The organism is Nitrobacter sp. CN101, from assembly GCF_055390255.1.
Genome location: NZ_AP038833.1, coordinates 1,538,347 through 1,552,320, shown reverse-complemented (window position 1 = coordinate 1,552,320; position 13,974 = coordinate 1,538,347). Strand labels below are relative to the sequence as shown.

Below are 13,974 nucleotides of genomic sequence, written 5' to 3'. Positions count from 1 at the left end.
GATGCCGCGATAGCGAGCCGCGTGTTGAAACAAGCTGATTATCTCAGCTACACTTCCTGGCTCGCCAGAGCCTTCAAGGAATTCAATACCTCGTCAGCAAGGGCCACGCGATCAAACCGCTTGGACCCCGCGACAGCGGCGGCGGATAGCTGCCGGCGTCGATCGGGATTTGCCACCAGGCGCCCGATCGCCCCGACCAAGGCCGCCAGATTGTCCGGCGGAATGATTTCCGCGGCGCCCAGTGGCTCCAGAATGTTTTGCAGCTCACCGTGAACGTTGGTGACGATTGGAGTTCCGGTCGCCATCGCCTCGAAAATCTTGGAGGGGATGACGGTGCGAAACAGCGGCGTGTTCTTGAGCAAAACCAGGGTGACGTCGCTCAGGCGCCAATGCTCGATAACGTCGGCATGGGCAACGCGCCCGACAAAAGTGACGTTGGTCAGGTTTCGCCGGCTGGCCTGATCGCGCAATTCTTGAAGCTCCGCGCCAGACCCAACAATGACGAACTGCACTTCCGGCAGGCGATCGCGGATGTCATGCGCGGCATCCAGGATCATTTGGAGTCCGTGGGCCATGCCGACAGTCCCGATGTAAGAGACCACGAACTTGCCCTCAAGTTCCAACCGATGCCGCAGCGCCGCCGATGCCGACCCCGGCGTCAACTGCCGGGTATCGATCCCGTTGGTCACGACGACGACTTTCCCGCCGTCGATGCCCCGGTCAATCAGGATATCACGAAACGATGACGTCACGGTGATGATCAGATCCGCCTTGCGATACAGAAACTGTTCGACGCGACGGACCATCCGGATGATTCGCCCCTCCTTCATTGCACCGACCGCGACAATCGAGTCGGGCCATAAGTCGCGAATCTCGAAGACGAATGGCCGCCGGTAAATCCGGCTGACAAACCATCCGGCGACGGCCGTGAAGAATTGCGGCGAGGTCGCCACAACCACGTCGGGCCGTCCTACGAACAACGAGGCGATGCTGCCTGTGATCATGAAGCTAAGAAAATCCACGATCCGCAGGATCGTGCCGCTGTTGGCAAAAATCAGCGTCGGCACGCGCAACACATCGACAGTATCAAGCGTCTCCCGCTTGAAGAGGGATTGCCGATAGCCGCCGAAAACCTTGCCGTCCGGAAAATTCGGAAAACTGGTGACGACATTGACATGGCAGCCGCGCTCTATCCAACGCTTCGCGTGCATACTGCAACGCAAGGCGGGCGGGCTGGATTCGGGCGGATAGTTGTCTGTGAGCAGAAGGATCCGCAAGTCAGAGCTCAAATCGCATTTCGATATTCAACGGCAGTGTCCCTTCGTGCCGCCACGTCAGCACGGGTCTTGCAACACGATGGCCAAATGCAGGCGCATAGTATCCGTCAGCGACGAAGTGCTGCCCTGCGCCGGAGACGGTGGCCCTTACCACGCGCCCGCCGGTCAGCTCAAGGCGCCAGCCGTTCTGTTCCGCTGAAACGGAAATCAACATCGGATGCAACGGAAAGCGGCCAATCACCGTATGAGAACCCGCGCCCGTCACGCGATCAGTGATCCTGAGCGCAGTGGCCGACATATCCACACGACGCTGATGCATCGGCCGTCCCGGCAACCACCGATATCCGTCATGACTGGCCTCGGCCCATATGCTCCCATCGTTCACGCCGCAAGCAACACCATGAGGATGGGCGCGACGTCCTACGCGAAAACTCGCCCAGACTTCTGATGAACTGTGGCCGTCGATTTCGACCGTGGCATGTGACGCCGTTGCACGTTCGGCATCGCGAAGTTGTCCCGGAGCGTAAGTCGAGGTGCCGCCGTTGGTCACAAGACGGCGTCCATCCAACGAGACCTCGAAAGACAGAACATCGGCATGGCCATGACCGGGCAAGTAAGATGGTCCGATTTCGGCGGTATCGAAGAGGGCGCAAAATGGCCCCGACTGCAGACGGACGTAACCGCTGGCGGTCAGCGGCCGTAACGGCCCTGCGTCCTCCTCCGCCGAAACGCCCAATCCGGCTGCATATCCCGCGAGATCGGCGCAAGTTCGCGCGATTCCGGACGCGGCATCATTGAAGAAGGCCACCTCGCCATCCGGATGAGTCATCGTTGACAGCCATGCCAGCATGCGCGCCGCCGTGTCGCGCCAGGTCGGCTGTGTTGCGTCGAGTTCAGCCGGAAAGATCAGGCCGAGTTGGATCAAATCCAGCACGTCTTCGAGGATGACGGCGTGGTACATCGGGCTGAGTTCGAAATGCCCGCCGTCCGCGAGGATTTGTTCTCGTAGTTCGGCATCCAGCAGGTCCAGCCCTGTCCGCAGCCACCCGTTGGCCTCCGCACCGGCGAAAAAGCACCCGGCGAAGATCAGCGCCTTGGCGTTGGCCAGCAGATGATTGCCCAGCAAATGAAACTCCAGCGTGGCGCGCAGCGCGCGCGCCTGCACCGCCAGACTGTCCACCACTTCCTGGGTTGGCTCGTGGCCAGCAAGAATCCAGGCGACCCAGTTCACCATCCGCAGCGACAGCGGATAGGGTTCCCAACCGTTGCCGGTCAAAGCCGGATTGTCGGCCTGCCAACGCATGATCAAATCGCGATGCCAGGGCGTGCGGCTGTCCGCACCAACAGCGCGCAAATCGTCGAAGTAGTGCAAATTGTAAAGCCAAAGCTTGGCGCGGTCTGCGTGATTCCAGTCTGCTGGGGTGAGCAGTTCTGCATCCTGCCCGACAAACCGGAACCGGTTGGGCGCCAACATACTGGACGGGCGTCCGGGGCAGTTGCGCCAGACGGACATCGCTGGGCGCAAACCAGGAGGCGGCCCATCTAACGCAGGAAGCCGTGCAAAGCGACGAGTGAAACGGTTGGCAATTTGGCCTGCGCGCAGATGCTTGATCGTGCGCAGGAACCGGCCCGGGCTCCCTAAGCTATTTTGCAAGGTCAGCACTTCATCTCACTTCCGGTCACCGCTTCGAAGTCTGTGATTTGTGCTGTCCGCAGTAACCCGGTACATGAAGCCAACGTCCAGCAATAGGAACCCCGGCCACCAACGGTGGTCGTAGCTTACGTCCGGTCCCTTCGCAAGGTCGAGCGATCCAGTTGGACGCGATTGGCCATACATGCGCCCATAAGTTCGAACTACTGATACATTCAATGCAGGCTAGTTTGCGCAAGACACTGGAAAACTGGCGCGCAACGTGGAGAGAAACGGAGATGGACGGCAAACTCGAAGCCCGGAAGACCTGGGGCGCGTCTCCTACCGGTTGGACTTCGGCAAGGGAAGAGATTCCGGGAACTGTTGCGTTCTTCGAGAAGGCCCGCACTTTTCGAGACACAATCGAGCAACCTTGGCTTGGGGACGTTATCCCCTTCCACGAGACTCGGAAGCGGCGGGTGCTCGAGATCGGTTTCGGCCCGGGTTACGACGCACTGAAGTTTTTGCAGGCTGGCGCCGTCTATTCCGGCATCGATATTACGCCTGAGAACGTCGTAAGAACGAAACAGCATCTCGCGCCGTTCGGATTTTCCCCGGACGTGCAGCACGGAGATGCCGAAAACTTACCTTTTGACGACAAAACTTTCGACGTCGTTTACTCAAATGGAGTTCTACATCACGTCCCGGATATTCAGAAAGCATTCCAGGAAGTGCACCGCGTCCTGCGACCCGGCGGGGAGTTGATGATTCTTATCTACAATAGGATGTCAGTTTTCTACATGGGTGTCGTATTGATTCATTTTCTGACAGGCGGCTTTTTGAAACAAACATTAGCCCAGCGAAGATCAGGGATCGAGGCAACCGATGCTGATGCGGAGCCGATCGTGAATGTCTATTCGAGAAAGGAGATTGCCGCTATCCTCTCATCCGAACACTTTTCCATCAAGTCAATTGTTTGCCGAAAATGTACGCCCGATGATTTCCCCGCAAGTTCAAAATTTGGCATTGTTTACAAAGCGGTTCCGCAATTCGTCTACAACACGTTGGGACAATATGCCGGCTGGTATTTGATCGTTCGCGCAATTCGTTCATAGACCCAGAGCTCGGAACCCGCATGACCGCGACTCGTCTTCGAGATTACGTTCGTAACAATCTGGCGCTCATTGCCTTTCTGAGCGCTTATTTTTGTCTGACGCTGCTCGGCAATCTGATCTATTTGATTCCAGGCGGAGAGGTCATTGGCCGCACCGCAATCCGCGACTTCACGCTCTCGGATTTCGAAACTGCGGGGAGCTTCGGTTACCTCGTATTGTTACTCCTGCCCTTTATTGTCGCCCCGCTGATGGCACTTTCGACTCGACACGTGGTCCGCAAGCCCATCAGTCAAACCGTCACGTTATTCAGAGATTTTACGCGACTGGATTTCATCGTGATTACGACAGCGCTCTACAGCTACGTAATCTATTCGTTTTGGCGAGTAGACGCATTGGCGCTGCTGCAACACGGAGCCGATGTGTTTGACGCGGTAAGGTCCCGCTTCGAGTTGCTGGAGCGGCTCGGCTATTGGCCACAAATGGCTCTTAAGTCGATGCTGATATTTCTCGCCTGTTACACCTTTGTAAGAGCAATCCGCGGCCGGGAAATATTCTGGATCGTCGCAGCAATCGCCAATTTTTTGCTTATGACGTGCCTGCTTATTTTGCTCAATATGAAATGGCCACTGCTGGTCTACTACGCAGCATTGGCACTCTCGACTTTCGCGTTCGCACCAAAGCACCCTTACATTGGGGCTACGATTGTATCGCTTGCCACATTCGCGACCTATGCTCTGATAACGACAGCATTGCTGAGGATCATTCCACCTCCTCCACCGGAACCCTCACCCGCACGAACCGGCATGAAAATAGACTTGCCGTTCAAATTCCTCGGAGCGGCAACATCAACAGCTCTCTTAAACACTACTCTCCTTGGGTTTACTTTGGTGAACCGCATGGCGCAGCCTTACCCCTACTACTTCGAGACATTCACTAAAGAGGGCCAAATATGCGGAACGCTGGTGGATCGCATCGAAAGAAAAAGCAATCCGTGTCAACCCTCAAACCTCATCTATAATAAGATGTTCGGCGACGCTCGCTTCGGCAAAGAGATTGCAAGCAGAGGTACATCGCCCCAGCCTGTTCATGTCTACGGATATGCGTTGGAGGGCTGGAGCGGCGCTTTGATCGAATTGATTCTCGCATCGATCATTCTTGGGTTGTTTATATCGGTTCCCGCTTTAGCAAACAACGTAGCCGCGACTGTCACAGTCATGGGAGGAATGACGGGCTACTTCTTTTCACAACTCCCCTTCGAAGGACCCATCATTTATGACCATGGCATCGTATGGTGGGGCGTTTTGATCGCAGCTTATGCAGCGATCAAACTTTCCTTCCAAAAATCACGCCCGATTAGCCAACGTATGAAGGAAAGCAGGCTCTAAACCCAGGCGCTGCATAGTTACGTTCGGCATTTACAGGCGCGGAAGAAACTCTCGCGGCGCAAAACCAAAATCCGCATCCGCTTCCTCAATCGAGAAAACCATATCCTGATTCATTCGTTTCGCCATTGAGGACGTCAAATGACGATAGCGGGGATGCAGGTTAGCCAAGCGAACAGCCAGTTCGAAGCCAACCAAGGGCACAGGCAAAAACCGCGGAGTCCGGTCCATTGCCTTGAAAATCCGCTCAACCATGCTGCGGTATGGCAGACGTTCCCCGCCACCAAGATTGTAAATTCGATTGAAGGTTGTTGGGCAGTCCGCCACTTGCATGCAAGCCGTGGCCAGATCTGCGGCGTGCACCGGCTGACGCAACCCCCGTGCTTTGCCAAGTAACGGGAAAAAGCCGAACTTCCGGATCACTCGTACAATGTCCATCACTGTGCGGTCGCCAAACTTGCCGCCATAAATCATCGTCGGCCGCAGAATGGTCCAATCAAGTCCGAGGCGTTCGCAAGTCGCAATAAAGTTCTGCTCATACGCAGCGAGCCTCCCGATCATTTCCCGATCATAGGCGCTGTCTGATGCAGCCTTGGTCAAAAGACTTGTCGAACTGAACGCGATGACCCGACCGACCCCGGCCGTTCGGGTGCGTTCCAGCCAAGGTAAAATGGCGCCGATACCGGCCGTATGAAACAACACGCTTGCAGCTACGTTCGGAAACGGCCGATCGAGCTTGGTCAAATCGAATTCGTGCCAGATTGCGAAAGGCCCATCATCCGCCCGCCGCGCCATTCCACGCGATATCAGATGTGCAGTCCAACCGCTCGCCAGCAAGTCCGGCACAAGCCAAGATCCAATTTGGCTCGAACTTCCAACAACAAGACAGGATCGTTCCACCGTCGCTCCAACAATTTCCACGGCATTTCGGTTTTGCAACCGGTCAGCGGTTTTAAGATTAACGGTGGGCCTCAATCAGGAGATACAAGCCCAATGATGGAGCCAGAATATGCAATAACTTTCGAGGCCAGAGTGCCTTGGCTATATGCAGGAGCGTGCCCTGATGGCGTTGACCCACGCCTCCTTGCAAGAGGTCGCCAGGGCCAAGCTGAATGCGGATATCCGCACCGAGAAACCCGGCTCGACGAACTAGTTCGCGTGTCCGCTTCACCGTATAAGCTTTTGTCCCCGGACTCTCCAGATGCTCGGAATATACTTCGGCCATAGATGGAAATTTCCGGCGGACAAGGCCATAGCGAAGCCAGAGCATGAATCCGGTCAGCGACCATTTGTGATAGATCATTATACGCGCCACGCCTCCTGGCCGGAGAACCCGAGCGGCTTCGGCAAAGGCCTTTTGTGTATCGGGCGTATGGTGCAGCACACCCCAGCTGTAAACAATGTCAAACGAAGCGTCAGGAAACGGAAGATTTTCTGCATCAGCTTTCTGAAGCTCAGAGCTAAGACCATTGTGGAGTGCCAACCGGTTCGAGGTGAACTTGATGGCCCGCTCGGTCAGGTCGACGCCACACAGCCGGAGCGGTAGCTGCTCTGCCCACAGCTGGTGATCGCTGCCCATGCCAACACCAATCTCAAGGACGCTCTTTCCGTGACCATCCTGAAAACGTGCAAAATCGTAGATGTACGGTTCCAGCCGATACCTCGCATCCGCTTGCGATTTCATCTGGGTCCGGAAATCCGCGCCCTGCGCGTAAGCGAGTTCACCGCAGGACGCCGCATTCCAGAAATTCTCGACATCGGATTTGGACGAGGCAGCAACGTTGCTCATATTGAGGCTCGCTTCGGCACAAGCGGTTCTCGCGAACCAAAACACAAAAAGATCACAATTCAACGGTCCGCGAAAATATCATTCCTCAGGGCCGCGAGCAACATAGCCTCCCTCGACGCGCAGTTCCCACGCCTCGTATCATCGTCCTCGCCCAACATACTTAAGACTGCTAATCAACAGCCACACGCATACGCTGGCGGCGCTTCCAGATTGCACCCAGGCGAGGCCCACCACGCCGATTTTCTCGAACAATATAATCGACAGGACCGCCTGTATCGCAGCGCCAACCACCCACGCCAGAACCTGCGACAAGGGATAGCCTTCGGCCGACAGAAATTGCGAAGCAACCGAAGTCACCGCAAGACAGAAAACGCCGGGCAACAGCGCATAGACAATAGCGACAGCGGGTTCGTACGCCACACCGAAGACCAGCAACAGGACGGGGCGAATGAGCAAGGCTGTCACGAGGCAAAACACCGCCATCAAGGCGCTGAGTTGAACGAGCGTAGTCTTGAACTCGCGATCACGATCCAGCCGATCGGCGCGCACGAGCGATGGAAACAGCAACAACCCCACCGTCGACGGCAGAATCAACATGGCGTCCGTAATCTGGGTCGCGATCGACCAATATCCGACGTCACCGAAGCCGCCGAATTGCCGAAGAATGAAAATGCTCATGCGGGACATCAGAAACCCGAGCAGGATCGACGTGTGCGCCTTCAATGCATAGCCGACGCCGGACCGGAAAAGCGCGGAGTCGAACAGGCGCGGAAGCCGAATCCCCTTGGCCAGCACAATCCATGCAAGCAGCGAGGACGCCACCGAGGCTCCGACCGCCGCCAAAACGAACGCGCCGAGATTCGGCGACACAAAGGCGACGATCGCTGCCAGAACGACCGAAGCCAGACTGCCGAAGATGATCAGACCGTTGTAGGCGGATGGACGATTGAGCGCGACGACCAGGTTTGTCAGGTACAGAAACAACAGGGTTGATGCCGTTAAAACGATCAGCATCAACGCGAACGTGACGTTCAGCGATGACCCGCTCGACACGAGGTCGAAAACCACTGCACCAGCGGCCGCGATCACCCCGCCGATCACGGCGATCCACGCGGTGTTCGTCAATATCTGCGGCAGCAGGCTCGGCGTCCGCGCCACCAGATAAGTGTTGCTCACATGAATGCCGAGCGACGCGAACTGCATCCCGACGGCGGCAAGCGTGATAAAGTAATAATAGCGGCCGCGGTCTTCCGGGCCGAGCATCCTCGCCGTCAGGATCGTCACGCCAAGAGAGCCGATAATCGCAAGGACTCGCGCCGCCAGCATCTCCGCGTATGTATATGTCACCGGCCGCATGACGGATCAGCCTCAACAGCGGGCGTCATCGTCACCGTAAGCTCGGCAGGCAAAGCCCCCGTATGCCGCCACAGCAGCCGATGCGACGGCACCGCAACTCCGTAGCTTGGCGAAATCGTCGTTGGCTCAATGGTGAGTTGCCACTCCGAACCCTCACCGGTCACATCGAACGCGAGCCCGGCCGAATACAGCCTGACCCTCTCGCCGAACCGCTCGCATGACACACCGGGCGCCAGATGGAGCGGGATGGTCACATCGTGCCGTCCCTGCCCCGCAATGCGATCTGCGATCGTCAGCGTATCCGAGCACTTATCCAGCACGATCTCGCGCTCGACGTTGACGCCCAGGCGCTCGTAGCCGTGATGCATGCCGGCAAAAACATCTCTCCCGCTCTCGCTTTGCCAACTCGTGCATTCGGCCCGGGCGTCGTTCTGCATCGACCAGAGGTTCTCAGGATCGAACCGGTTCATTTCCTCGCGATCGATGCAAGGCGTATTGTGAGACGCGGTGGCGCGGAACGCATTGCGATCCTCGAAGGATGCCGTATAGACGAAAGACCCGCGATCGATGACAAGCGGCGCGCCCCGGAGCCACGCCTCGAAGGACAGCGCGTCATTGTGTCCATGACCGCCGCGACCCGCCAATCCGAGCGGCCCGCAGTCGATGAAGACGTGGCTGTCATTGTGGCGCATGACGTAGACGCCGCCGTCGGGAAAAGCAGCGGACGGCAACACCGCGCCCGGCGTAACCGGCAGCGAAGACGCCTTTTGCGGCCCGAAGATCCACATCAATTCCGAGCGGGATCCGCCAAATCGGGAGATCAACTCGCTATCGTTGAATGCAACGCCTGCCATCCCGATCAGGTAGCGATGATCACCGAGCGCCTGCCCTCCGAAGGGTAACGTACGCGCGTCGTCCGCGTCGCCCCAATGCGGGCTCGTTCCATCGGAACGCACATAGGCAGCAACGAACCGCGACATCGCACGCAGCCGCCCGGCGTAACCCTCGGGCACCGTGTCGCCTGCCGCGATCCGAAAGAGCGCCGGCCACAAAAACAATTCGAGCACCAGCCGATGATATGGACACGAGGCCTCGAAATCCACGCCGTCGGCAAAAACCTGCTTGACGATTTCTTCCTGCAAGCCCGCCCAGCCGGTGTTGCGCCAGCGCGGCGCATCGCCGAAATCACCAAAAAAGTGCCCCGCCACGACGAGGCCGGCGAGATCCGCCGTATAGTGGTTGCCGTTGATGTCGGCCTTTTCGATATGCCTGCGCGTGAAGTCGCCGTGCAGATAGAAACTTGCGAGGAAGTCAGCTCGAAACGTCTCGTCGTTCCAGGACGAACTGCCGGCGAAGACATGAAACAGCCAGCTCCATGTGAAGAGGCGAAGCGCGACTTCCATGGTGCAGGACCAGTTGACCGTATAGGCCAGCGGATTCTTGTCGATCCAGTCCTGAAGAATATCGCGAACCGAAGATGCGTAGCGCTCGTCGCCCGTGAAAAGAAAGGCCTGACCAGCCGGGATCACCCACTGCAGGCGGGAAATCTCCCAAGGCACCTTGATATCGCTCGGACGATCGCGATTGACGTAGTCGATCGAGCGCGCAAAGCCGGACGGCCATCCGAACTTCGCACGATAGTCGTAAGCCCAATCGATCGAACTCCCAAGCGAAACAGGTCCCGTTCCCAAAAGATCGACGATGCAGCCGCAGGCGCGCTCGGCTGCCTGCAAAATCCGGTCGCTTTCGCCGGGCTGAACCTGATCCAGCACAGTCACATCGACCGGCGTCGTCTGAGCAGGATAGGGTCTACTCCGAAACCGTTTCCACAGCTCGTCGATGGATGCCGCGCGGCCGATCTGAAGCAGGCGAGCCCGATTCAGGCGCCTTGCGCGGATCGGTGCGAGCCAGCGATCCAGCTCGCAGTCCGCCTCACGCAAAAGCCTTTCGGCCACGTAGGCGGGCGGCTTACGGAAAATCCGGTGAGCGCGGAGCGCCGCCTCAAGCAGCCGCATCAGACAACTGCGAGGTGTCGACCTCTTTGCGGTCGACCCAGAGGTCGTACCATGCGGTCAGATTGTAGATCGTCCATAGATACAGGCTCGAATCCATACGCCCCTTGAAGTGCCAGTCAAACAACTTCTCGATGTAAGCCACGTTGAGCAAGCCGCGTCGCATCAGTCCGGAGCTGAGCACCGAAGCACGGACGGCCTGACCGAAGTCGCTCCGCATCCAGTCGCCCATCGGCGCGCCAAAACCCATCTTCTTTCGATAGATGATATCGTCGGGGATCAAGCCCTCGACAGCTTTCTTCAAGAGATACTTTGGCTCTCCACCCTTGGTCTTCCATTTCTCGGGAATGTCCATGGAGAATTCGACCAGCTTGTGATCGAGGAACGGCACGCGCGCTTCGAGCGATTCCGACATGCCGATCTTGTCGACCCGCATCAGCAACAGCTCGGGCAACCGCAGCCTGAATTCGCTGTGGATCATGCGGGTGAGCGCGTCGGAGTCCGGAAACTTATCGTCAAGCGGACCGAGAAAACTATGGACGACGTTGTAGCTGTCAAGCTCGAGGTATTCGGGATCGATCAGTCCCTCCGCGCGGCTGTCGCGCTCGGTACGCATCGCGTCAATTCCACCGGGGGTTACGAGCCGGCTTTTCATCAGATCGGGAAACACCATCGCTCCCGACCAGAAATGTTCCCGGCTACGCGCTGCGCGATCGATGATGTCGGCATAGATCGGAAGCCGTGGATGCATTCCCGACAACAGCCGCGCCGTTCCGGCGGCGAGATGTTGCGCCGGCCGCGGCAGGTATTTCCGGAACGGCGACCAGTATTTGTGGAACAGATTCAGATAGGCCATATAACCGGAATAGCCGCAGAACTGCTCATCGGACCCCTCGCCGACCTGCACGACTTTCATGCCGGCATCGTGAGCGAGCTTCGACACGAAATAGAGCGGAATGCAAACCCAGTCTGCGATCGGCTCATCCTGCGAATGAATCATCTTCGGCAGGTAGTCGATCATGTCCTGCTTCTGAATCGATATTTCGTGATGGTTGGTGTTGAATTTCTTCGCTATCGCATTCGCGGAATCGAACTCGTTCAAATGCCGATAGTCACTGAACCCGATCGTAAATGTCTCCACCGGCCGGCTGGAAAATTCGCTCATCAGCGCGACGTTGGTCGATGAATCGACGCCACCGGACAGAAAAACGCCCATCGGGACATCGGACATCATTCGTTTGTCGACGCTTTCCCGGAGCCGGTCCCGGATTCCCTTGATGTAGAATTCCTCGAGTGCGCCGTCCGATAGCCCCCTCGTCTCGCTGGGATCGATGCCGCGTCCCGGCGTCGCGTCCCAATAGCGCGACATCTTGGCTTCCCCTGCGCGGTCGACGGTCAGGCTGCAGCCCGCAGGCAGCTTGTAGATACCGCGCATCATCGTCAGCGGCGCCGGCGTCGTCAGGTAAGACAGGTAATGATACATCGCATGAGGTTCGATATCCGGCGAGAAAGCCGGATGCTGAACCAGCGACTTCATTTCCGAGGCGAACGTAAAGCAGCCGCCGATATAGGCGAAATAAAGCGGCTTGACGCCAATCCTGTCGCGCGTGAGCGAGAGCACCCCCTTCCGCTCGTCCCAAATGCCGAATGCGTAGTCACCCTCGATTCGCGCGAGGAGACCTTCAAGACCCCATTCCTCGTAGCCATGAACAAGGACCTCGGTATCGCTATGGTCGGTGCGAAACCGATGGCCCGAGGCCACGAGTTCCGGCCGCAGCCGGGCATGGTTGTAGATCTCGCCGTTGAACGTGATGACGACGCTGCCGTCTTCATTATGCATCGGCTGCGTCGCAGCGCTGGCGAGGTCGATGATCGAGAGCCGGCGATGGCCGAGGCCGATCTTGCGGCTTTCCGAAATCCACAGATCGCCGCCGTCCGGCCCGCGATGGACCATCACATCCCGCATTCGTTCCAATATTGGCCGCTCGACGAACCCCCTGCCGCCATATGACAAAACTCCGACTATTCCGCACATGTCGAAAAAATTCCCGTTCCCGCCGCGCCGGAGCTAAGCAGCCGATCGTTTGGGCTGCCGCGCCAGAAGGCGGTTTTCCATCATCCTGTTCAGGATTGCGTCTACATGACGCGGCCATGTGTATCGATTTAGGATCTCTTGCCGTGCCGCTTGCGCCGTGTCGGCGGCGGCCGGCAAATCATCCACGACCCGATGTAGCACCTTTTTGAACTCCGGCGCATTCCCCGGTTCGAACAGGAAGCCGCAGGCCGCGCCGGCCCCGGCGGGCATGGTTCCCAATCGGGTCGCGCCCCGACCCGAAATGACCTCTGCGATCTGCCCGAGAGCGGAGGCTATGATCGGCTTCTCCATGGCCATGTACTCGAACAGCTTCGTCGGCGAACCGAAGAATTCGGAGCCATCGACATTCGGGACATGAGGCGAAATCAGCAAATCCGAGCACGCGAGGTATTTGGCAGCCTCCGACTGGGCGACCAGTCCGGTCAGTGTCACATGCCGTGCCACGTCAGGATGGTCAAGCAGTTGCCGCACCAGAGGCATTTTCACGCCGTCCCCGACCAAGAGGAAATGCAGCTTTCTGGCCTCGATCCAACCCGGCTCATCACGAACCATATCCCGAATACACTCGGCGAGAAATTCGACACCATGCCATTGGCCGAACGTGCCGATGAAGCCGGCGACCGTGGCGTCGCGAGCAATGCCGTGGCGGTCGCGCAGTCCGGCCAGTTCGTCGATGGAGAAGCGCTTGCTGTCGAAAACCTCAGGATCGACGCAATTCGGATAGACGAGAATCCGGTCGTCGGGAATTCCGCGATCCTGCAACTCGCAACCCAATTGATCCGAAACCGTCACGACGAGATCCGCGGTCGCGAGCGCGACATCCTCGGCTGCGACGGCAGCATCATGAAGCGCAAGCCTGGTTCCCCAGTTCTTTGCAGCCCATGCTTCCGAGCCGTTGTATTCCAGCACGACCGGAATATCGAATTTGCGGCCCAGATGTGAGCCTACGAAGTTGTGCAGGGAAAAGCGCTGGTAAATGAACGACCATGGCCCGGCGCGATGCAAGGGCGTCAATTTTGCGTCGATCGCCTCAGCATAGCGGTAGAAATTCAGTTCGGGCGGTATGGCCAGCAAGGTCTCGGGGCGAAGCTGCAGCCAGTGTGCGCCTTGCTTTCGCGTCGGCATCGACTTCAGGCTCGCGTAATCGACCTTGAACTCGTGCTGCAAAAATCCATCGATCACGCCGGCCGTATGCCCGATCGAACCTCCGACGGGGGTTCCCAGAGATATGTTCGCGTCGAGATAGAGAACACGCGATCCCGTTGCCGGCGGCAAGCTTCGAGGCATCGCAACCTTGAACATTTCCCGACCCGCTCGC

10 protein-coding genes are annotated in these 13,974 nt (G+C 57.9%); 2 read left to right on the top strand and 8 right to left on the bottom strand.

Annotated features, from left to right (window positions below):
* Positions 1-47: 47 nt before the first annotated feature.
* Together ACZ5IL_RS07615 and ACZ5IL_RS07610 are read right to left on the bottom strand one after the other, a co-directional pair.
* The gene (locus tag ACZ5IL_RS07615) at positions 48-1,211 is read right to left on the bottom strand and encodes a glycosyltransferase family 4 protein (RefSeq protein WP_464596115.1); all 1,164 of its coding nucleotides are present in this window, start codon (positions 1,209-1,211) and stop codon (positions 48-50) included.
* A 67-nt stretch (positions 1,212-1,278) separates the two neighbouring features.
* Positions 1,279-2,751: a heparinase II/III family protein gene (locus ACZ5IL_RS07610; protein WP_464596114.1), complete on the bottom strand. Its 1,473-nt coding sequence runs from the start codon at positions 2,749-2,751 to the stop codon at positions 1,279-1,281.
* Between the two features lie 455 nt (positions 2,752-3,206).
* On the opposite strand from ACZ5IL_RS07610, the gene ACZ5IL_RS07605 reads away from it, so the two are divergent.
* Together ACZ5IL_RS07605 and ACZ5IL_RS07600 are read left to right on the top strand one after the other, a co-directional pair.
* A complete protein-coding gene (locus ACZ5IL_RS07605; protein ID WP_464596113.1) occupies positions 3,207-4,022 on the top strand; it encodes a class I SAM-dependent methyltransferase in 816 nt (271 codons plus the stop codon).
* A gap of 20 nt (positions 4,023-4,042) precedes the next feature.
* Positions 4,043-5,407 (top strand): hypothetical protein, encoded by a 1,365-nt coding sequence (locus ACZ5IL_RS07600; RefSeq protein WP_464596112.1) that lies wholly within the window; start codon positions 4,043-4,045, stop codon positions 5,405-5,407.
* Positions 5,408-5,437: 30 nt separating this feature from the next.
* On the opposite strand, the gene ACZ5IL_RS07595 is transcribed toward ACZ5IL_RS07600, so the two are convergent.
* The 6 genes from ACZ5IL_RS07595 to ACZ5IL_RS07570 form a co-directional block, all read right to left on the bottom strand.
* The gene (locus ACZ5IL_RS07595; protein ID WP_464596110.1) at positions 5,438-6,250 is read right to left on the bottom strand and encodes an NAD-dependent epimerase/dehydratase family protein; all 813 of its coding nucleotides are present in this window, start codon (positions 6,248-6,250) and stop codon (positions 5,438-5,440) included.
* Between the two features lie 112 nt (positions 6,251-6,362).
* Positions 6,363-7,193 carry a class I SAM-dependent methyltransferase gene (locus tag ACZ5IL_RS07590; protein ID WP_464596109.1) on the bottom strand — a complete coding sequence of 277 codons (831 nt, stop codon included), beginning with the start codon at positions 7,191-7,193 and terminating at the stop codon, positions 6,363-6,365.
* A gap of 138 nt (positions 7,194-7,331) precedes the next feature.
* A complete protein-coding gene (locus tag ACZ5IL_RS07585) occupies positions 7,332-8,549 on the bottom strand; it encodes an oligosaccharide flippase family protein (RefSeq protein ID WP_464596108.1) in 1,218 nt (405 codons plus the stop codon).
* Complete coding sequence (locus ACZ5IL_RS07580; protein WP_464596107.1) at positions 8,537-10,564, bottom strand: heparinase II/III domain-containing protein; 2,028 nt, start codon at positions 10,562-10,564, stop codon at positions 8,537-8,539. Before ACZ5IL_RS07580 ends, ACZ5IL_RS07585 begins: the two co-directional genes overlap by 13 nt.
* Positions 10,551-12,596 carry an asparagine synthase (glutamine-hydrolyzing) gene (gene asnB / locus ACZ5IL_RS07575; RefSeq protein WP_464596106.1) on the bottom strand — a complete coding sequence of 682 codons (2,046 nt, stop codon included), beginning with the start codon at positions 12,594-12,596 and terminating at the stop codon, positions 10,551-10,553. The genes ACZ5IL_RS07580 and asnB overlap by 14 nt, the downstream gene beginning before the upstream one ends.
* Before the next feature lie 33 nt (positions 12,597-12,629).
* On the bottom strand, positions 12,630-13,838 hold the full coding sequence (locus ACZ5IL_RS07570; RefSeq protein WP_464596105.1) for a glycosyltransferase: 1,209 nt from the start codon (positions 13,836-13,838) through the stop codon (positions 12,630-12,632).
* Between the last annotated feature and the right edge of the window lie 136 nt (positions 13,839-13,974).